Genomic DNA, 18,589 nt, shown 5'->3' with positions numbered 1-18,589 from the left:
CGGGGCCGCTCGACCGAATAGAGTCGTGCGCCATGAAGACCCGACAGATCATGGCGGCCGCCGCCGGCAGCGTCGTCGTCCTCGGCGTAGCCGGGTGCTCGACACCGGAGCCCGCGCTCGGCGGCAAGACCGCGACCGTGTCGATCGACGGCAACGACACCGGTGGGACGCACGCCGTGCGCTGTAATCAGTCGGGCTGGTCCTGGTTCATCGAGACACCGGACAAGGACAACGGGTTCGCCGCGGTGCTCTCCACCGGGGCTGAGGTCAAAGCCGATTCCGTCCAGTTCCGCAACTTCGGCGGGTTCACCGGAACGTTCTGGGCGGACAACATCGGCGACGCCGAGGTGTCGGGCCAGGGCGGCAGCTACACGATCACCGGCACCGCCGACGGCAGCTTCGACGACAAGCCCAGCGACAAGGTGACCGCGGAGTTCCGGATCCAGACGAACTGCTGAACCGGCCCGGTCAGGCCTGGACGACGATGGGGTCGCCCACCTGGACGGTGTCGAAGTACCAGGCTGCGTTGTCGGGGCTGAGGTTGATGCAGCCGTGGCTGACGTTGGCGTACCCCTGTGACCCGACGGACCACGGAGCCGAGTGCACGTAGACGCCGCCCCACGTCACCCGGACGCCGTACTCCCCTTTGATGAGATAGCCCTCCGGGTCGTCGAGCGGAATGCCGATCGTGCGTGAGTCGAAGGTGACGTTGCGCTGTTTCTCCAGCGCGGTGAACTGCCCGATCGGGGTCGGGTACTTCGCCTTGCCCATCGAGGCGGGCATCTCGCGGGCGACGACCCCGTCGATGCTGACCGTGAACGAATAGTCGCTCAGGTCCGCGACGCCGACGACCGACGAGCCGGTCTGGAAGCCGGTCGCGAAGCTGCCGACGGACACGGTCACGGGCGTGTGGGCGGGGAAGAACTCGGCGGGCTGCCACTGCACACTGCGATCGTCGAGCCAGGTGAAGGACCCGGCGCGGGGCGCGTCCGCACCCTCGGGGACGACAGCGATGGCCTGCTGTGCGGCGGTCCGGTCGGTGACGGGCGTAGCGAAGCGGACGGTCACCGGATGGGCCACGCCGACGGTCTGGCCGGGCGCCGGGGACACCGTGGCGACGGCCGCTCCGATCGCCGCGGCGCCGGTCGGAACCGGCCCGGCCACAGTCAGACCGGCAAGGAGCGCAGCGCTTCCCAGGACGGCGGCGATGCGCCGGCCAACCCGGGGTCGGGTGTGCTGCCGACGGGGTCTCAGCATGGTGCCATCCTAGTTCGTCTCCTGTTCCGCCCACGCCGATCGGCATGGCGGCAAATGCGGTCCGGCCTCGATGGGCCTATCGGCGTGCGCCGTCGGAACGTTTCACGGCAGCTCGCCGCGCACCGTCGACGCACCTCGGTTCAAGGCCAGCAACGCATAGCCCATCGCGAGCACGGAAGCGGCGATAGCAGCGACGTTCAGAGCGACCGCCGGCGCGCCGACGCTGCCGGGGTCGAGGAAGTAATACGGTGCCCGTCGTCCCGCATGGTTGAGCACCAGCAGGGCCAGGGCGAGGTAGGCGGCCGGATAGGCCAACCAGGCCACGGGTTGCCACCAGGACACCGGGACGACGCCGCGCCCGACGAGCAGCCAGTCGGCCAGCGCCAGGGCGGGCACCACGACGTGCAGCAGGAAGTTCGCCGGGGTGTATCCCATGCTGTATTCGGTGAGGAACAGATTCCAGATGACGCCGGCCATCACGACGTAGAGCACTACGGCGCCGCGCACGCCGATGCGGGAGTCGGCGCGCGGCGACAGCAGGGTCCACAGGTAGAAGGCCGCGGCCAGCAGGTTGGCCTGGTAGGTGAACGTGATGAGCCGCCAGCCGACGCCACGGTGCGACGTCAACTCGACGAGCAGCAGTGCAGCCGCGACGCACCCGATGATCGCGAGTCGCAGCCCGGTGCGCAGAAATGTCGGCCGGGACGGGGCGGCAGGCAGGCTCACCACAGCGAGGATATGCGCCGTCGAACGTGGCTGCCTCGAACGTGACCCGCGCTACGGCAGTGGCGGTGGCGGCGGCGCGGGAGGTGGCGGTGCCGCGGGAGGTGGCGCGGGAGCGGGTGCGGGGACGTCGTTGTCGCCGATGCCGGACAGGCGATCGCGGATCCGCTGCAGGATGCCGGGCCGTTCCTGCGGCACGGGCGGCACAGCCGCCGGCGGGACCGGCGGCGGGGCGTCGAGGAGTGGCGGCGCCGCCTCGGGCGGTGGTGCCACCGGTAGGGCGGGGTCGGTCGGCGCGACCTCGGGCAGCGGCGTGTCCACCGGCGGTGCGATCTCGGCGGCCGGCTCGTCGGCAACCGGCGCGGGCGCGTCCGGCGCGATCGCGGGCGCTTCGTCGACGGCGGGCGGCGGGGGTGGCGGTGCCGGCGGCGACGCGGGCCGCACCGGAGGGGCCGGGGTCTGTGTCGCCGACTCGGCCGCCGGGCGCGGCTGCGCCGGTTCGGGGGCCAGATGCAGTGCCACCGCAGCAGACACCGAGGCCACGAACGCGACCGTGCCCGCAGCCAGCAGCGCCACGGGACCGACTCTCGCCACCCGCTGCGCGGAGGATTCTCCGGCAGACGTGGCGGCCGGGCCGTCCCAGTCGCCCACGTCCCACGCGTCGACCTCGGCGGGCTGGGTGCAGGCCAGCGCGGCGCCCCTGGCCAGCGCGAGCTGTGCCTCGTCGGGTGAGAACACCGGTACCGCCAGGGCGTCCTCCAGCACCGGCAGCAGGCCGTCGAGGTCTTCGGCCGAGCCCACCAGCACCAGCGCCTCGGGCTCCCAGTCGGCGCGGGCGAACACGGAGCTGAGCCAGCCGACCAGATCGTCCTCGGTCACCACGCTGTGGTTGACGGCGGTCTGCACCGCCCCCGCACCGTCGCCGTCGTCGCCGAGCGCGACGACCAGGGCGATGAGCTGCTCGGGCTCGATGACGCAGACCGCGGTGGTGCGGTAGCCGAGCACCTGGGCGATCTGGCGGGCCAGCGCATCGGTGGCCTCGGACAGGCGCACCGGCACGATGTTCTCGAAGCCCGACTCGCTGAGCGATTTCAGTAGCAGCGAGGCTTCGGTGCCGGCGTCGTCGCTCCAGGTGACGCCGATGGAATGCACGCGGCGGCCGAGGTCGGCGGCCACGGCCTCGGTGCGCAGCACCGCAGCGGCGGCCTGCTCCGAGGTCTGCGCAGCCGTCGAGCGGCCTCTCCCGCCGACGTCGAAACTCTCACCGTCGAGGGTCACCCCGTCGTCGTCCTGCCCCTCCACCAGCACGACACCGACGGTGGACGGCGTCACCGACAAGCCGAGAACAGCGTCCACGCAACACTCCTTCGACAATCCCGGGTGACCCTACCCGCTGCCCCCGCGGAATTGCACACCTGTCAAATCAGGCGGGGGCCGGTTCGGCGAGGATCTCCTGCAATATGCGCGGTTCGACATTGCCTCCCGACAGGACCACCACGGTCTGGCCCGGCGGTGTCGCGTTCTGCCGGTAGGCGGCCAGCGCGACCGCCCCGCTGGGCTCGGCGACCAACCGGGCGCGGTAGATGAGTTCCCTTGTCGCCGAACGTATCTCCGACTCCGACACGGTGATCATGCCGTCGAGGACATGCTGCAGGTGCGCGAAGGTCAGTTCCGAGGGCTGTGACCGCAGACCGTCGGCGACGGTGCGGTTGCGGTCCTCGATGGACCAGTCCACGCGACGCCCCTCGCGCAGGCTCTGGGCGGTGTCGGCGGCGAGCTCCGGCTCGACGCCGATGATCTCGGCGTTCGGGCACAGCGCGCGGATCGAGGTGCCGATCCCCGAGGCCAGTCCCCCGCCACTGACGGGGACGAGCACCGTGCGCACCGAGGGCAGGTCCTCGGCGATCTCGATGCCGATGGTGCCCTGGCCGGCGATGACGTCGGGATGGTCGAACGGCGGGATCAGGACGCCGTCGGTCTGGGCGAGGATCTCGGCGGCGAGCATCTCGCGCCCGCCGGCCTCGGACAGCTCGACACGGGCGCCGAGGTCGCGGGTCGCCTGCACCTTCACATTCGGCGTCTCCTTCGGCATCACGATGTGTGCCCGGATCCCGAACGTCGCCGCCGCGTAGGCCACCGCCTGGGCGTGGTTTCCGCTGGAGTAGGCGACGACATCGGCGGCGGTGTCCCGGACCGCGGCCACGGCGTTGAAGGCGCCCCGCACCTTGAACGCGCCGATCGGCTGCAGGTTCTCCGGTTTGATCCACAGCGGTCGATCGGGGTTCCCCCACCGCGCGGGCAGCAGCGGGGTGCGGACCACGAAGGGGCGGATGCGTTCTGCCGCGGACCGGACGTCGTCGATCGTCACCAGCTTCATGGGTCAAGTCTGGCGCACCGCGGGTGCGGCGGCGGAACGCCTGACGTCGAGGGCGGCGGTCCTCGATGTCTAGGGTGTCTGCCGTGGAACCGTTCTCGATGCCCCTCGTGCCGCGCTATGCCGAGGTGGACCAGCAGGGGGTCGTGTTCAACGGTCACTACCTGACGTGGTTCGACGAGGCGTGCACCGGCCTGTTCGACCATCTCGGCGTGGCCTACCCCGAGCTGACGGCCGGCGGCCACGACTTCCAGGTCGTCCACACCGAGATCGATTTCGCCGCCCCGGTGCGGTGGCGCGACAGCGTGCGGGTGACGGCCGAGTGCGAGCGGGTGGGGAGCACGAGTTTCACGATCGCGTTCACGGTGCGAGCGACGACCGCCGGCGGTGCCGAGCGGGTCGCCGTGCGGGGCCGCACGGTCTATGTCGTGGTCTCCACGCAGGACTGGGCGAAGCGGCCGGTGCCCGATTTTGTGCGCTCGGCGCTGATGCCCGACTGACCCGTATCCGGTCTCGGTGAACGGTACGGTCGAGCCCATGGGCAGCCATGACCGAGAAGATCACGGACACCACAGGGAACTTCCTCCGGGTATGGCCGAGCAGCTCGACCTGGCCTACGCCGGTGTGGCGTCCTTCGGTCACCGGCCCTTCCTGACCGAGGTGTCCCAGCTGGACTCGTGGAAACCCGACGCCGCCATCGTCGGGGCGCCGTTCGACATCGCCACCACCAACCGGCCCGGCGCCCGCTTCGGGCCCAGGGCGATCCGCGCCACCGCGTACGAACCCGGGACCTACCACATGGATCTCGGGCTGGAGATCTTCGACTGGCTGGAGGTCGTCGACTTCGGCGACGCGTACTGCCCCCACGGCCAGACCGAGGTGTCTCACAACAACATTCGGGAACGTGTCCATGCGATCGCCTCGCGCGGGATCGTGCCCGTGGTGCTGGGCGGCGACCACTCGATCACGTGGCCGGCCGCGACCGCGGTCGCCGACGTGCACGGCTACGGCAACGTCGGCATTGTCCATTTCGACGCACACGCCGACACCGCCGACGAGATCGAGGGCAACCTCGCCAGCCACGGCACGCCGATGCGGCGGCTCATCGAATCCGGCGCGGTGCCCGGGTCGCACTTCGTCCAGGTCGGGCTGCGCGGCTACTGGCCGCCTCAGGACACGTTCGAGTGGATGCTCGAACAGAAGATGACCTGGCACACCATGCAGGAGATCTGGGAGCGCGGGTTCAAGGCCGTGATGGCCGACGCGGTCGGCGAAGCGCTCGCCAAGGCCGACAAGCTGTACGTGTCCGTCGACATCGACGTACTCGACCCAGCGCACGCCCCCGGCACCGGAACCCCGGAGCCGGGCGGCATCACGAGCGCGGACCTGCTGCGGATGGTGCGTCAGCTCTGCTACGAGCACGACGTCGCCGGCGTGGACGTCGTCGAGGTCTCCCCCGCCTACGATCATGCCGAGCTCACGGTCAATGCCGCGCACCGGGTGGTGTTCGAGGCGCTGGCGGGGATGGCGGCCAGGCGGCGTGACGCCGCCGCGGCCGAACCCGGTCAGCCGGCGAAGTCCTACCGGGACCGCGGCGTCACTTCGTCAGAGTGAACTGGCAGACGTCGGTGTAGCCCTCGCGGAACAGGTCGGCGCACCCGGTCAGGTACTTCATGTACCGGTCGTAGACCTCTTCGGACTGGATGGCGATCGCCTCGTCCTTGTTCTTCTCCAGCGCGGCCGACCACAGGTCGAGGGTCCGCGCGTAGTGCAGCCGCAGCGGCTGGACCAGCTTCACGTCGAAACCGGCCTTGGTCGCGTGGCTCTTGACCTTGACGGGCTGGGGCAGGTCACCGCCGGGGAAGATCTCGTCCATGATGAATTTGAAGAAGCGGATCTTCGTCATCGTGACAGGCAGCTTGCGCTCCACGAACTCCTCGTCGTCGGGCTTGACGATGGTGTGCAGCATCATCACGCCGTCGGCGGGCAGCGCCTCGTAGGCCATCTTGAAGAACTCGTCGTAGCGGTCGCGCCCGAAGTGCTCGAAAGCGCCGATGGACACGATGCGGTCGACGGGCTCGTGGAACTGTTCCCAGCCCTGCAGCAGCACGCGCTTGGTCCGCGGGCTGTCCAGCCCGTCGAGCACCTTCTGCACATGCGCCTGCTGGTTACGGCTCAAGGTGAGGCCCACGACGTTGACGTCGTACTTCTCGATTGCCCGCTTGATGGTGGCGCCCCAGCCGCAGCCGACGTCGAGCAGGGTCATCCCCGGCTCGAGTCCGAGTTTGCCCAGCGACAGATCGATCTTGGCCAGCTGCGCCTCTTCGAGCGTCATGTCATCGCGCTCGAAGTATGCGCAGCTGTACGTCTGCGTGGGATCGAGAAACAGACGGTAGAAGTCGTCTGAGAGGTCGTAGTGCGACTGGACGTCCTCGAAGTGAGGCTGCAGATCCTGAGAGCCGCTCGAAGTTTCTGGCAAAGTACCGGCCTTTGAGGTTCTGGTTACTGGTCAGTTGACGGGGCCCCACCCAGCTTGAGGGCCCGGTCTCGCTGTTCGCGCAGTTTACGCAGCGTACCCGAGAGCGTTGCGAACCCGTGAATTGAGTGGTTGCCCGCCGAGTGGGTACTCGGCGGGCCGACCGAACGCACCTATCGTGGACGTGCCGCCTGCATGTCACCGACCCGCCGGGAGAGAGACCGCCATGACGACACCTGACCGAAGCCCGCTCGGCGACGCCTCAGAAGCCGACCTGGCCGAACAGAGCATCCCTGTCATCGACACCGACGACGAGACCTGGCCCGACGCCGCCCAGGTGGGCGCCGACCGCGACTGGCAGGCCAGTGAGGCCGACCTCGTCGAACAGGCGATCGCCGTCCCCGAGGACGACTCCGACTTCGACCGCTGAGGTCCGGCCCCGGCCGGGGTCGACGAGCATGCCCGGCGCGGGTCACGCGGCGAATACTGTGAATGCGATGACTACTCGCGTCTGGCCCGCACTGCTCGCGTTGCTCGTCGCGGCGACCGGATGCGCCGGACCCACGGCGGACGGCCCGGGAAGCGAGCGCGCGCAGACCTCGAGCACCACGGCGCCGGCCACGACGATGGACGCCGAACTGACCCGCCGCCTCGACGGCGCGGTCGACCGCGTCCTGGGCGACGCCGACGTGCCGGGGGCGATCGTCGGCATCTGGGGACCCGACGGTGACTACGTCCGGGCCTTCGGCGTGGCCGACAAGAAGACGCGCGCGCCGATGAAGACCGACTTCTACACCCGGATCGGAAGCCAGACCAAGACTTTCACGGTCACCGCCGTCCTGATGCTGGCCGACCAGGGCCGCGTGGGCCTCGACGAGGCGATCGGCGCCTACGTCGACGGGGTGCCCCGCGGTGGCGAGATCACGCTGCGCCAGCTGGCCGGTATGCGCAGCGGCCTGCCCAACTACTCGGCGAACCCGGCCTTCGCCCAGCAGTTGTTCACCGACCCCCAGCGGGTGTTCACCCCGCGCCAACTGCTGGACATGGCGTTCTCCCAGCCCGCCGTGTTCGACCCTGGCGACGGGTTCCAGTACAGCAACACCAACACCATCCTGCTCGGCCTGGTGGTCGAGAAGGTCGGCGGCCAACCACTGCGTGACTTCGTGCGCGATCGCATCACCGGGCCACTGGGCATGCGCCACACCAGCTTTCCGGTCGACAACGCATTCCCCAAACCCCATGCGGCGGGCTACACCAAGCAGACGCTCGACGGTGGGGAGACGACGGCCACCGACTGGAACCCGTCGTGGGCCTGGGCGGCGGGCAGCATGATCTCCACCCTCGACGACATGCGGGTGTGGGCCCCCGCGCTGGCGACCGGGGAGCTGCTGACCCCCCGCATGCAGCAGGAGCGTCTGCAGACCGTGGACGACGACGGCGCGCCTGCGCCACACGGTTACGGTCTGGGGCTGTTCAACCTCGGCGGCTGGATCGGTCACAACGGCAGCCTGCCCGGCTACCAGACCGTGTCGGTGTACCTGCCCGAACGGCGGATCGGGCTCGTCGTGTTCGTCAACACCGACATCACGGTCGACGGAGCGGACCCGGGCACGCTGCTCGCGACGGCGATCACCACCGAACTGACACCCGACCACGTGTACGAGATCGGATGACCGAGAAGGAGTGCAGGCGATGCAGGGATCGGTGACGGTGTCCATGGCGGCTCCCCCGGAACGGATCTGGGAGGTCATCACCGACGTGGGCAGCATCGGGAAGTTCTCGCCCGAGACGTTCGAGGCGGAGTGGCTCGACGGTGCCGACGGCCCCGCACTGGGTGCGCGATTCCGAGGGCACGTGCGCCGCAACGAGATCGGCCCCGTGTACTGGACGACGTGCCGGGTCACGGCCTGCGAACCAGGACGGGAGTTCGGCTTCGAGGTGCTGCTCGGCGACCGGGCGGTGAACAACTGGCACTACCGGTTGGATCCGACGGCGGCGGGCACCGACGTCACCGAGTCCTTCCGCCTCAACCAGAGCCCGCTGATCGCCGTCTACTCCGTGGTCGGCGGCCAACTGCGGCGGCGTCGCAATCTGCGTGACATGCGCACGACGCTGGAACGGATCAAAGCGGTCGCGGAGATTGCCGGGCCCTGACCGCGGGTATCTCGGCTCGGTGACTGATGCGAGTGACGAGACGGTGGACGCCGTCGGCAAAGTGACGGAAGCACTGGAGTATCTGGAGCGGGCCCGGGGCCACCTGTATTCGTTCCATCAGCTGATGGGCCGGGCGGACCTGCTGGTCGGCGAGGCGGCCGAGGAACTGCGCGAGGCCGGCCACGAGTCGGTGGCCGAGCGCCTGGAGACCGACCTGGTCGGCCGCAACGTGCTCTACGGACGGTGGACCTTTCAGGTCATCGAGGAGTTCGAGGAGACCTACTGGACGCCGTTTCGCGAGCACGAGCGCCGGGTGCGTGACGAGCTCGTCGGCGGGGTCCGGCACGTGCACGAGGCCAGGATGAAAGAGGACCGCCGCACACAGGGCAGAAAGGGTCACGAAGGCAGGCCCTGAGGCTACGCTTGGGCTGCATGACCCTGGATCTCGGCGGCCTCACGCGCAGCAACGGAACGGCTCCCCCGGATGTGCCGCTGGCCGACGTCGACCTCGGCTCCTGGGATTTCTGGGGTCTCGCCGACGACGTGCGCGACGGCGCCTTCGCGACGCTGCGCCGCGAGGCGCCGATCTCGTTCCACCGGTCCTACGTCGCCGATCCCGACTCGGAGGTCGCCGGGCACTGGGCGCTGACGCGCTACGACGACGTGTTCTACGCCAGCAGGCATCCCGAGCTGTTCAGCTCGGCCCTGGGTATCACCGTCGGCGACCAAAGTCCGGAGCTGGCCGAATATTTCGGGTCGATGATCGCGATGGACGATCCGCGGCACACCCGGCTGCGCAACATCGTCCGTAGCGCGTTCACCCCGCGGGTGCTGGCCCTCATCGAGGACTCGGTGCGTCAGCGTGCGCGCAGCCTCGTCGAGAACATGGTGGCCTCGCACCCCGACGGCCGCGGCGAGATCGTCGCCGAGCTCGCCGGCCCGCTCCCCCTGCAGATCATCTGCGACATGATGGGCATCCCCGAGCAGGACCACCAGAAGATCTTCCACTGGACCAACGTCATCCTGGGTTTCGGCGACCCCGACATCGCCACCGATTTCGACGAGTTCGTCTCGACGGCAATGGGAATCGGGGCCTACGCCTCGGAACTCGCCGACGACCGCCGCGGCACCCCGGGCGAGGACCTGACCACGGCTCTGGTGCAGGCCGAACTCGACGGGGAGCGGCTCAGCTCCGCGGAGGTGGCGTCCTTCTTCATCCTGCTGGTGGTGGCCGGTAACGAGACGACCCGCAACGCGATCAGCCACGGGGTCCTGGCATTGAGCCGGTTCCCCGAGCAGCGGCAGCGGTGGTGGTCGGACTATCACGCGCTGGCGCCGACGGCGGTCGAGGAAGTCGTGCGGTGGGCGTCGCCCGTGGCCTATATGCGGCGCACCGCCACCCAGGACGTCGAACTCGGCGGCGTGACGATCGCGGCCGGGGACAAGGTGTCGCTGTGGTACGGCTCGGCGAATCGCGACGAGACGAAGTTCGCCGACCCGTGGATGTTCGACGTCGGCCGCCACCCCAACCCACACGTCGGGTTCGGCGGGGGCGGAGCGCACTTCTGCCTCGGGGCCAACCTCGCCCGCCGCGAGATCACCGTGGCCTTCGAGGAACTGCACCGCGTGGTTCCCGACATCCGCGCCGTGGACGAACCCGACATGCTGCACTCGGCGTTCATCCACGGCATCAAGCGGTTGCCGGTGGCCTGGACGCCGCCGGGCGGGGCAGCGCCAGACCGCTGAGCCGGGTCAGCGGCTTCGGACGTCCGGGTTCATCCGGTCCGCGGGGCCGCCCCGCGGGTCGCGGTCGCCCACGACGCCGTGCTGGCCCGGCGCGTGGTCGCCGCCGAGGGGGCCACCGAGGGGGCCGTGGTCGGTGTGGTCGGTGTGGTCGCGGTGCCTGCCGTCGTCGTGGGCAAGGCCCCCATCTCGGACACCCCCATCTCGAACGTCACCGTCTCGAACGTCACCGTCTCGAGCATCGCCGCCACGGCCGTTGTCCTTGACGCGGGGGTCCAGCTTGTCCGCGTGCTCACGGCGCGCGTCGATGTGCTGCTGCGAGCTGGACAGCGCATCGCGACGGGTGGACGCGGTGTCGGCGAGCCGGGCGGCCTCGGTGGCCTTGGCGTCGGCTTCGGCCTGTGCGGCACGGGCTTTCGCCTCCGCTTCGGCGACCAGAGAGGCCTGGCGTTCCACGCGCTGCGTGTCCTGGTGCACTTCCTGCCGGATGCGGTCGGCCTCCTCGGCGCGGCGGCGGTTGCGGCTCTTACGGGCGGCCATCACGATCGCGGCGATGACGATGATCGCGACGACGGCGGCGATGACGATCCACACGACGTTGTTGTCCATGCCGGCTCCTCGATGTCGGGGGCAGGTCGTGTTGACGGGCCCGTTGATTGGTCGGATGCCCGGAGGGTGGGTGCCCTAAACCGTGGTCACACCGTCGCGGTGGGGGCTACCGGCGCGAACGGGCCCTAGCGCACCTGCAGCGCGCTGAGCATCCCGGCGGCCGAGCGCGGCCAGGTGAACTGTTCGGCCCGGCGGCGCGCGGAGCGGCGACGGTGGTGCTCCGGGCGGGTCAGCACGGTGGCGACGGCGCGGGCGACGGAGTCTGCGTCGTTGTCGGCGGTCGCCCCGCTGTCGTGGGTCAGGATCTCGGCCAGTGCCGAGGTCCGGGACACCACCGCCGGCGTCCCGCAGGCCAGCGCCTCCAGGGCCGCCAGCCCGAACGTCTCGTGGGGACCGGGCGCCAGCGCCACATCGGCGCTGGCGAGAATGCCCGCGACGGTGTCGCGGCAGCCGACGAAGCCGGTGAAGTGGACGGGTAACCCTGCCGCCTGCCGCTGCAGCCGGGGCCGCAGCGGGCCTTCCCCGACGACGACCAGTTCCGCGTCGAGGCCCGAAGCGCGCAGCGCGGCAAGGGCGTCGATGCTGCGGTGGGGATGCTTCTCGACCGACAACCGGCCGCAGTGCACGAGCAGCAGTTGGTCGGGACCCACCCACTGTCGCCTGACGGCGGCCGAGTGCCACCGCGGGTGATACTGGTCGAGATCGACGCCGAGGGGCACCGTCATCAGGTTGGTCGCGCCGATCCGGTCGAACTCCTCGCGCGCGAATGCCGTGGTGCACACGACGGCGTCGTAGTTGGCCGCGGTGCGCCGGTTGGCCACGTCGGCGACCGCACGCGCTGCCGGCATCGGCAGGATCTGTCCGGCGAGCCGGTCCAGGCGCTCGTGGGAGATCATCACCGTCGACACGCCGCGACGGCGTCCCCACGGGCCGAGCGATCTCAGGGTCAAGCGGTCGGACACCTCGAGGGCGTCGGGGCGCAGCCGTTCCAGCAGATCGGTCACCGGGCGCGGAAGCACAGCGCGGTATCCGCCGGTGAACGGGATCAGCACTGCGGGCAGGCTGATGCGGTGGACGCCCGAGGTCAGGGTCGTCTGTTCGTGATGCCGGCCGGGCACGATCAGGAAGACGGTGTGGCCCGCGGCGCAGTACTCGGCGCCGAGGCGGTCGACGGCGGTGCGCAGGCCGCCCGAGCGTGGGCCGTAGAAATTCGCTACCTGGACGACCCGCATGGCTGCATCACAGCGTGCGCGTGTGTGCGCAACGCAACGGCGGGCAGGCGGGTTGCCGAACAGCAGGTTTCCGGTCGGCTTCCCTATCCGACGTGGGCGGCGAGCCAGTCGAGCGTCCTGGTCCACGCATCCGCGGCGGCGCGGGGGTCGTAGCGGTCTCCGGTGTCGTTGAAGAAGGCGTGGTTGGCGCCGGGTTCGGTGACCAGTTCGTGGACGAGCCCGGCCTTCGTCAGCGCGGCTTGGGCGACGGGTTCGGTAGCGTTGACGCGCTGGTCGAGTTCACCGTAGAAGCCCAGCACCGCAACGTCTTTCGAGCCTGAGAAGTCCGGGTTGTCGGGGGTCGGCCCGTAGAACGGGAGCGCGGCGGCCAGCTCCGGGGTGCCCGCGGCCAGCAGCCGCCACAGCAGGCCGCCGCCCATGCAGAAGCCGATCGATGCCACCTTGCCGCCCGGTGTCCGTCGGCTCACCTCGGCGATCCCGGAATCGAGATCGGCGACCATGTCCTCCGGTGCGCGCCTGCCCAGCGCGGCGGTGGCTTCGGCGGGGTCGGTGAAGGTCGCCGTACCCCCCTGTTCGGAGAGCAGGTCGATGGCCAGGCTCGAGTAGCCCGCGCCGGCCAGGCGGCCCGCGACCGAGCGCACCCAGTCGTTGAGTCCCTTGTTCTCGTGGATCACCAGCACCCCGCCCCGCGGCGCCGCGAGGTCCCCTGCGGTGGCGTCGGCCCAGGCGCCCTGCAGTTCACCGCGGGGCCCGGCCCAGGTGACGGGCGCCGTGGGCAGCGCTTTGTCCATCCCCGGCGGCGGCGTCGCGGGCTGTGTGCCCGCCGGCGGGGACTGCGGGGGCGACCCCGAGGAGGTGGCGGTGCCCTGCGCCTGCTGCCCGTCCTGCCCGCAGGCCGCGATCAGGGTCGTGGCCGCGGCGGTGCCGATCCCGAGCAGTGCGAGTCGGCGCAGCGCTTCGCGGCGCGAGAGCAGCCCGTCGACGTGGTCGGTGGCGATCTCTTCGGCGATGTAGCGCTGCAGGGGTGTCACAAGCCCCGATTATGCGCTTCGGCCCAGGTGCGGCCACGAGTAGACACTCGTACAAATCTGTTCACCGATTTCGTTGACACGTGACCAGTGGGGCTGTTCGATGACGGTGTGAGCTACGACACCATCATCCGCGGCGGCCGCTGGTTCGACGGCACCGGCGCGCCGTCCGCGGTGCGCACCCTCGGCATCCGGGACGGGCACGTCGCCGTCATCACCGACGGCGACCTCGACGAGACCGGCTGCCCGCACGTGATCGACGCGACGGGCAAGTGGGTGCTGCCCGGCATGCTGGACATCCACACGCACTACGACGTCGAGGTCCTCGGCGGACCCTCGCTCGCGGAGTCGCTGCGGCACGGCGTCACGACGGTGATGCTCGGGTCGTGCTCACTGTCGACGGTCTACGTCGACGGCGCCGACGCCGGCGACATCTTCGGCCGCGTCGAGGCCATCCCCCGCGAACACGTCATCGCCGCGGTGGGTCAGCACAAGACGTGGTCCAACGGCGAGGAGTACATCGCGGCCCTCGAGGCGCGACCCCTGGGCCCCAACGTGGCCGCATTCCTCGGTCACTCGGACATGCGGGCGGCGACGATGGGACTGGACCGCGCCACCCGCGACGACGAGCGGCCGACGAAGAGCGAACAGGCGCAGATGGAGCGGATGCTGATCGAGGCCCTGCGCGCCGGCTTCGTCGGGATGTCCTCCCAGCAGCTTCTCTTCGACAAGCTCGACGGCGACGTGTGCAGGTCGCGCACGCTGCCCTCCACCTATGCCAAGGCCCGCGAGTTGCGCCGACTGAAGTCGCTGCTGCGCCGCTCGAACCGCATCCTGCAGTCGGGACCGGACATCCAGAACCCCTTCAACATCGGCTCCCAGGTCTTCCAGTCCCTGGGCTTCGTGCGCAACCCGCTCAAGACCAGCCTGCTCTCGGCGGCCGACGTGAAGTCCAACCCCGTCGCGGTCAAGCTCCTGGGCCCGCTGGCGCGGCTGGCCAATCGGCTGGGTGGCAACTTCCGCTGGCAGCACCTGCCGGTGCCCTTCGAGGTCTACGCCGACGGCATCGACCTGGTCATCTTCGAGGAGTTCGGTTCGGGCGCGGCGGCGCTGCACCTCAGGGACGAGGTCGAGCGCAACGCGTTGCTGCGCGACGAGGACTACCGGCGGGCGTTCCGCAAGGACTACGACGCCAAGTTCGGCATGCGGGTGTGGCACCGCGACTTCTTCGACGCCGAGATCGTGGGGTGCCCCGACGCCACCGTGATCGGGAAGTCCTTCGGGCAGGTCGGACGCGACCGCGGTGGGCTGCACCCGGTCGATGCGTTCCTCGACCTGGTCCTCGAACACGGCGCCGCGCTGCGATGGCGCACCACCATCTCCAACCACCGCCCCGAGGTGTTGAAGAAACTCGCCGCCGACTCGGGCATCCAGATGGGGTTCTCCGACGCCGGGGCCCACCTTCGCAACATGGCGTTCTACAACATGGGCCTGCGGCTGCTGCGCCACGTCCAGGACTCGGCCCGCGCCGGGCAGCCCTTCATGACGATCGAACAGGCCGTGCATCGACTGACGGGCGAACTCGCCGACTGGTACCGCATCGACGCAGGGCACCTACGGGTGGGCGATCGCGCCGACGTCGTCGTCCTCGACCCCGAGCGGCTCGACGCGACCCTGGATGCCTACGCCGAGGAGACCGTCGACCAGTACGGCGGGCTGTCCCGGATGGTGAACCGCAACGACGACACGGTGAACGCGGTGCTCGTCGGCGGCCGTGCCGTCTTCCTCGACGGCGCGCCCACGCCGCTGGTGGGCGTCCAGCGCACCGGCCGCTTCCTGCGCGCCGCGCACAAGGCGCCCGCGTCGGTCACCAATCAGGAGGACCTGGCCCGTGTCGGTTGAGCAGGTACAGCACACCGGCGAGGTCGAGGCGGCCGTGCACGGCATGTGGGAGGCGCTGTCGGCCCGCGACTGGGAGGCGATGAAGACCTTTCTGTCGGACGACTGCATCTACCTGGACATGCCGGTCGGTCCGGCGGCGGCCGCGCGCGGCCCGGAGGACATCGTGAAGCGGTTGAAGATCGGTCTGGAGCCGCTGGCCTCCTATGAGAACTTCACCGGCCTCATGGTCAGCAACGGCGCCGACGTGATGTACGAGCATCACGAAGAATGGCGCTGGGCCACAGGGGAATCCGCCGTTCTGCAGTTCGTCACGGTGCACCGGGTCGAGGGCGGCAGGATCACGCTGTGGAAGGACTACTGGGACATGAGCGCCCTGGCCGACCACGCCCCACCGACCTGGCTGGCGGACTTCGCCGACGCCGACATGTCCTGGGTCTTCGACGCCACCGGACTGGTCTGAGGAGAAACGATGCTGGATCTGAAAATCACCGGGGGCACCGTCGTCGACGGCACCGGCGCCGACCGCTTCCGCGCGGACATCGGGGTCAAGGACGGCCGCATCGTCGAGGTCCGTCGCCGCGCCGGTGACGACGCGGGACTGCAGACCGAGGCCGCGCACGAGATCGACGCCACCGGGCGCATCGTCGCACCCGGCTTCGTCGACGTGCACACCCACTACGACGGACAGGTCAGCTGGGACGACACGCTGGAGCCGTCGAGCATGCACGGCGTCACGACGGTCGTGAGCGGCAACTGCGGCGTCGGGTTCGCCCCGGTGCGGCCCGGGCGCGAACAGTGGCTCATCGAGCTGATGGAGGGCGTCGAGGACATCCCCGGATCGGCACTGGCCGAGGGCATCACGTGGCAGTGGGAGAGTTTCCCCGAGTACCTGGATGCGATCGAGAAGCGCACCCTGGCCGTCGATTACGGCACCCAGATCGCCCACGGCGCGGTCCGCGGCTACGCCATGGGCGAGCGCGGCGCCCGCAACGAGGAGGCCACCGCCGAGGACATCGCGGCGATGGCGCGCATCGTGCAGGAGGCGATCGAGGCCGGCGCGCTGGGCTTCTCGACGTCGCGCACCGAAGCGCACCGGGCCATCGACGGCGAGCCCGTGCCCGGCACCTATGCCGCGGAGGCCGAGCTGTTCGGGCTGGGCCGGGCGATGGCCGCGGGCGGGCGCGCGGTGTTCGAAGTGTCGCCACAGGGCACCGCCGGGGAGAGCCCCGCCGAGGCCACCATGCGCGAGATGGACTGGATGACCAAACTCGCCGCCGAGATCGAGCGCCCGGTGTCGTTCACGATGATCCAGACCGGCGGGGCGCCCGACCTGTGGCGTGAACAGCTCGATCGTGCCGGCAAGGCGCTGGAGAACGGTGTCGAGGTGTACGCGCAGTTCGCCGCGCGCCCGTTCGGCATGCTGTTCGGCTTCCCCGGGTATCACGCGTTCACCCACCGGCCGACGTACCGGGCACTGAAAGCCGAACTGGGACAGGGCGAGCTGACGGCCCGCCTCGCCGACCCCGCGGTCCGGCAGGCGATCCTCGCCGAGGCCGACCTGCCGGCGCAGCCGGTGCCGCTGTTCGACGGTCTGTTCGCGCTGATCCAGCACAGCGCGGACCGCATCTTCCCGATCGGCGACCCGCCCGACTACGAGCCCACGCCGGATCAGACCGTCGCCGCGATCGCTGCGCGGCGCGGACAGGATCCGCTGGCCGCGATGTACGACCTGATGCTGGAATCCGACGGCACCGCCATGCTGATGCTGCCGTTCTTCAACTACGCCGCAGGCAATCACGACGCGATCTACGACATGATGACGCACCCTGCGGCGGTGTCGGGGCTCTCCGACGGCGGCGCGCACTGCGGGCTGATCTGCGACGCGTCCTACCCCACCTTCCTGCTGACGCACTGGGCCCGCGACCGCCACCGCGGCCCCAAGTTCTCCCTGGAGTACGTGATGCGCAAGCAGACCCTGGACACCGCAACGCTTTTCGGGTTGTCCGACCGCGGCGTCATCGAGGTCGGCAAGAAGGCCGACATGAACGTGATCGACATGGACGCGCTGCGCCTCGACGTCCCCCGGATGGTCTACGACCTGCCCGCCGGCGGCCGGCGCCTGATCCAGGGTGCCGCGGGTTACGACGCGACGGTCGTCAGCGGCGTGGTGACCCGACGCCACGGCATGGACACCGGTGCCCGGCCCGGGCGCCTCCTGCGGGGTGTCCGCTAACCGGCGACGAGATCGTCGATCTGATTGATCGCCGAGGACGCTCCCTCGACCACACCCATGTCCAGGACCTGTTGCAGGCCCTCGACCGTGGCGTACGTGCTCACGTAGGTGGCCCGGGTGCCGCCGTCGTGCTCGGTGAAGGTGAACACGTTCGCCGACACCGGCATCTCGGGGTTCGGGGTGAACTCCAAATCGGCGAAGCCGTCGTCGAAGGAGAACCCGGTGGGTTCGTCGACGGTCTTGATGTCCCAGTACCCGGCATGTTTGTCGCCTTCGGGCCCGGTCATGAAGTAGGTGACACGGCCGCCGGGCCGCAGATCGTGGTCGACGACGGTGGCCGGGTATTCCGGTGGGCCCCAGATTTTTTCGAGCTGACGCGGATCGGCGTAGACCTGCCAGATGCGCTGCACCGGCGCGGCGAAGTCGGCGATGATGGTCAGGGTGCGGTTGTCGAGGTCGTGGTGGACGTCGGTCACGGGCATGGTCACTCCTCCTGGTGTGTGGCGATCAGTTCGTCGATACGGGCGACTCTGCCGCGCCAGATCTGCTCGAGTTCGGTGAGCATGGACGCCACCGACCTCACCGCCGCGACGTCGCCACTGGCCAATTGCTCGCGGCCGCGGCGCCGTTTGGTGATGAGGCCGGCCTTGTCCAGCACGGCAACGTGTTTCTGTACCGCCGCGAAACTCATGTCGTAGTTCGCGGCAAGTGTCGAGACGGAGTGCTCGCCCGCGAGCACCCGGCGCATGATGTCGCGCCGCGTGCGGTCGGAGAGCGCGTGGAACAGCGCGTCGGCCCGTTCCTCGTCCTGCTCGATCACTCCCCCAACATACAACCAAATGGTTGTACGTTGTCAAG

21 protein-coding genes are annotated in these 18,589 nt (G+C 69.8%); 11 read left to right on the top strand and 10 right to left on the bottom strand.

The genetic code is table 11. The annotated features are described in order from the left end of the window. Positions 1 to 32: 32 nt before the first annotated feature. Positions 33 to 458 (top strand): lipoprotein LpqH, encoded by a 426-nt coding sequence (locus FHR72_RS20815; RefSeq protein ID WP_183471680.1) that lies wholly within the window; start codon positions 33 to 35, stop codon positions 456 to 458. Between the two features lie 10 nt (positions 459 to 468). On the opposite strand, the gene FHR72_RS20810 is transcribed toward FHR72_RS20815, so the two are convergent. From FHR72_RS20810 to FHR72_RS20795, 4 genes are all read right to left on the bottom strand, one after another. Next, positions 469 to 1,257: a L,D-transpeptidase gene (locus FHR72_RS20810; RefSeq protein WP_183471678.1), complete on the bottom strand. Its 789-nt coding sequence runs from the start codon at positions 1,255 to 1,257 to the stop codon at positions 469 to 471. 102 nt (positions 1,258 to 1,359) lie between these two features. After that, on the bottom strand, positions 1,360 to 1,983 hold the full coding sequence (locus FHR72_RS20805) for a Pr6Pr family membrane protein (RefSeq protein WP_183471676.1): 624 nt from the start codon (positions 1,981 to 1,983) through the stop codon (positions 1,360 to 1,362). A gap of 51 nt (positions 1,984 to 2,034) precedes the next feature. After that, entirely contained in the window at positions 2,035 to 3,336 is a 1,302-nt protein-coding gene (locus tag FHR72_RS20800) for a DUF7159 family protein (RefSeq protein WP_183471674.1), read from the bottom strand. 67 nt (positions 3,337 to 3,403) lie between these two features. Beyond that, complete coding sequence (locus FHR72_RS20795; RefSeq protein WP_183471672.1) at positions 3,404 to 4,357, bottom strand: threonine ammonia-lyase; 954 nt, start codon at positions 4,355 to 4,357, stop codon at positions 3,404 to 3,406. A gap of 98 nt (positions 4,358 to 4,455) precedes the next feature. Between FHR72_RS20795 and FHR72_RS20790 the strand changes: the two genes are divergently transcribed. Beyond that, positions 4,456 to 4,854: an acyl-CoA thioesterase gene (locus tag FHR72_RS20790; protein WP_183471859.1), complete on the top strand. Its 399-nt coding sequence runs from the start codon at positions 4,456 to 4,458 to the stop codon at positions 4,852 to 4,854. 91 nt (positions 4,855 to 4,945) lie between these two features. After that, positions 4,946 to 5,968, top strand: coding sequence for an agmatinase (gene speB / locus FHR72_RS20785; RefSeq protein WP_183471857.1), 1,023 nt, complete (start codon positions 4,946 to 4,948; stop codon positions 5,966 to 5,968). On the opposite strand, the gene FHR72_RS20780 is transcribed toward speB, so the two are convergent. After that, the gene (locus FHR72_RS20780; protein ID WP_183471670.1) at positions 5,952 to 6,833 is read right to left on the bottom strand and encodes a cyclopropane mycolic acid synthase family methyltransferase; all 882 of its coding nucleotides are present in this window, start codon (positions 6,831 to 6,833) and stop codon (positions 5,952 to 5,954) included. The genes speB and FHR72_RS20780 overlap by 17 nt on opposite strands. 223 nt (positions 6,834 to 7,056) lie before the next feature. On the opposite strand from FHR72_RS20780, the gene FHR72_RS20775 reads away from it, so the two are divergent. The 5 genes from FHR72_RS20775 to FHR72_RS20755 all read left to right on the top strand — a co-directional run bounded on the left by FHR72_RS20775 (position 7,057) and on the right by FHR72_RS20755 (position 10,730). Further along, positions 7,057 to 7,260 carry an Rv3202a family protein gene (locus FHR72_RS20775; protein ID WP_183471668.1) on the top strand — a complete coding sequence of 68 codons (204 nt, stop codon included), beginning with the start codon at positions 7,057 to 7,059 and terminating at the stop codon, positions 7,258 to 7,260. A 67-nt stretch (positions 7,261 to 7,327) separates the two neighbouring features. Next, positions 7,328 to 8,503 (top strand): serine hydrolase domain-containing protein, encoded by a 1,176-nt coding sequence (locus tag FHR72_RS20770; protein ID WP_183471666.1) that lies wholly within the window; start codon positions 7,328 to 7,330, stop codon positions 8,501 to 8,503. Between the two features lie 19 nt (positions 8,504 to 8,522). Beyond that, complete coding sequence (locus FHR72_RS20765) at positions 8,523 to 8,984, top strand: SRPBCC family protein (protein WP_183471664.1); 462 nt, start codon at positions 8,523 to 8,525, stop codon at positions 8,982 to 8,984. Positions 8,985 to 9,003: 19 nt separating this feature from the next. Next, complete coding sequence (locus tag FHR72_RS20760) at positions 9,004 to 9,399, top strand: hypothetical protein (RefSeq protein WP_311736212.1); 396 nt, start codon at positions 9,004 to 9,006, stop codon at positions 9,397 to 9,399. A gap of 17 nt (positions 9,400 to 9,416) precedes the next feature. Further along, positions 9,417 to 10,730, top strand: coding sequence for a cytochrome P450 (locus FHR72_RS20755; RefSeq protein WP_183471660.1), 1,314 nt, complete (start codon positions 9,417 to 9,419; stop codon positions 10,728 to 10,730). A gap of 6 nt (positions 10,731 to 10,736) precedes the next feature. On the opposite strand, the gene FHR72_RS26615 is transcribed toward FHR72_RS20755, so the two are convergent. From FHR72_RS26615 to FHR72_RS20740, 3 genes are all read right to left on the bottom strand, one after another. After that, complete coding sequence (locus FHR72_RS26615) at positions 10,737 to 11,336, bottom strand: hypothetical protein (RefSeq protein WP_260156147.1); 600 nt, start codon at positions 11,334 to 11,336, stop codon at positions 10,737 to 10,739. Between the two features lie 125 nt (positions 11,337 to 11,461). Continuing rightward, entirely contained in the window at positions 11,462 to 12,568 is a 1,107-nt protein-coding gene (locus tag FHR72_RS20745; protein ID WP_183471658.1) for a glycosyltransferase, read from the bottom strand. An 83-nt stretch (positions 12,569 to 12,651) separates the two neighbouring features. Beyond that, positions 12,652 to 13,599, bottom strand: coding sequence for a dienelactone hydrolase family protein (locus tag FHR72_RS20740; RefSeq protein WP_183471656.1), 948 nt, complete (start codon positions 13,597 to 13,599; stop codon positions 12,652 to 12,654). Positions 13,600 to 13,707: 108 nt separating this feature from the next. Here FHR72_RS20740 and FHR72_RS20735 point away from each other — a divergent pair, with 108 nt between their 5' ends. The 3 genes from FHR72_RS20735 to FHR72_RS20725 are packed head-to-tail and all read left to right on the top strand — an operon-like array spanning position 13,708 to position 17,731. Continuing rightward, positions 13,708 to 15,498: an N-acyl-D-amino-acid deacylase family protein gene (locus FHR72_RS20735; protein WP_183471654.1), complete on the top strand. Its 1,791-nt coding sequence runs from the start codon at positions 13,708 to 13,710 to the stop codon at positions 15,496 to 15,498. A gap of 43 nt (positions 15,499 to 15,541) precedes the next feature. Next, positions 15,542 to 15,958: a nuclear transport factor 2 family protein gene (locus FHR72_RS20730; protein WP_183471855.1), complete on the top strand. Its 417-nt coding sequence runs from the start codon at positions 15,542 to 15,544 to the stop codon at positions 15,956 to 15,958. 9 nt (positions 15,959 to 15,967) lie between these two features. Continuing rightward, entirely contained in the window at positions 15,968 to 17,731 is a 1,764-nt protein-coding gene (locus FHR72_RS20725) for an N-acyl-D-amino-acid deacylase family protein (RefSeq protein ID WP_183471652.1), read from the top strand. Here the strand turns inward: FHR72_RS20725 and FHR72_RS20720 are convergent. Together FHR72_RS20720 and FHR72_RS20715 are read right to left on the bottom strand one after the other, a co-directional pair. After that, complete coding sequence (locus FHR72_RS20720) at positions 17,728 to 18,213, bottom strand: SRPBCC family protein (protein WP_183471650.1); 486 nt, start codon at positions 18,211 to 18,213, stop codon at positions 17,728 to 17,730. The genes FHR72_RS20725 and FHR72_RS20720 overlap by 4 nt on opposite strands. A gap of 2 nt (positions 18,214 to 18,215) precedes the next feature. After that, on the bottom strand, positions 18,216 to 18,551 hold the full coding sequence (locus FHR72_RS20715; protein WP_183471649.1) for an ArsR/SmtB family transcription factor: 336 nt from the start codon (positions 18,549 to 18,551) through the stop codon (positions 18,216 to 18,218). Positions 18,552 to 18,589 lie beyond the last annotated feature (38 nt).

Origin of the sequence: Mycolicibacterium iranicum (genome assembly GCF_014190915.1) — a bacterium.
GTDB classification, from domain to species: domain Bacteria; phylum Actinomycetota; class Actinomycetes; order Mycobacteriales; family Mycobacteriaceae; genus Mycobacterium; species Mycobacterium iranicum_B.
The sequence above is the reverse complement of the archived record's forward strand: the minus strand, read 5'-3'. Positions and strand labels throughout refer to the sequence as shown.

Bases quoted from the DNA above. Each gene is read 5' to 3' on its own strand.
- FHR72_RS20815 (WP_183471680.1), top strand. From the start codon at position 33: ATGAAGACCCGACAGATCATGGCGGCCGCCGCCGGCAGCGTCGTCGTC.
- FHR72_RS20810 (WP_183471678.1), bottom strand. From the start codon at position 1,257: ATGCTGAGACCCCGTCGGCAGCACACCCGACCCCGGGTTGGCCGGCGC.
- FHR72_RS20795 (WP_183471672.1), bottom strand. From the start codon at position 4,357: ATGAAGCTGGTGACGATCGACGACGTCCGGTCCGCGGCAGAACGCATC.
- FHR72_RS20790 (WP_183471859.1), top strand. From the start codon at position 4,456: ATGCCCCTCGTGCCGCGCTATGCCGAGGTGGACCAGCAGGGGGTCGTG.
- speB (WP_183471857.1), top strand. From the start codon at position 4,946: ATGGCCGAGCAGCTCGACCTGGCCTACGCCGGTGTGGCGTCCTTCGGT.
- FHR72_RS20775 (WP_183471668.1), top strand. From the start codon at position 7,057: ATGACGACACCTGACCGAAGCCCGCTCGGCGACGCCTCAGAAGCCGAC.
- FHR72_RS20770 (WP_183471666.1), top strand. From the start codon at position 7,328: ATGACTACTCGCGTCTGGCCCGCACTGCTCGCGTTGCTCGTCGCGGCG.
- FHR72_RS20765 (WP_183471664.1), top strand. From the start codon at position 8,523: ATGCAGGGATCGGTGACGGTGTCCATGGCGGCTCCCCCGGAACGGATC.
- FHR72_RS20755 (WP_183471660.1), top strand. From the start codon at position 9,417: ATGACCCTGGATCTCGGCGGCCTCACGCGCAGCAACGGAACGGCTCCC.
- FHR72_RS26615 (WP_260156147.1), bottom strand. From the start codon at position 11,336: ATGGACAACAACGTCGTGTGGATCGTCATCGCCGCCGTCGTCGCGATC.
- FHR72_RS20745 (WP_183471658.1), bottom strand. From the start codon at position 12,568: ATGCGGGTCGTCCAGGTAGCGAATTTCTACGGCCCACGCTCGGGCGGC.
- FHR72_RS20730 (WP_183471855.1), top strand. From the start codon at position 15,542: ATGTGGGAGGCGCTGTCGGCCCGCGACTGGGAGGCGATGAAGACCTTT.
- FHR72_RS20725 (WP_183471652.1), top strand. From the start codon at position 15,968: ATGCTGGATCTGAAAATCACCGGGGGCACCGTCGTCGACGGCACCGGC.
- FHR72_RS20720 (WP_183471650.1), bottom strand. From the start codon at position 18,213: ATGCCCGTGACCGACGTCCACCACGACCTCGACAACCGCACCCTGACC.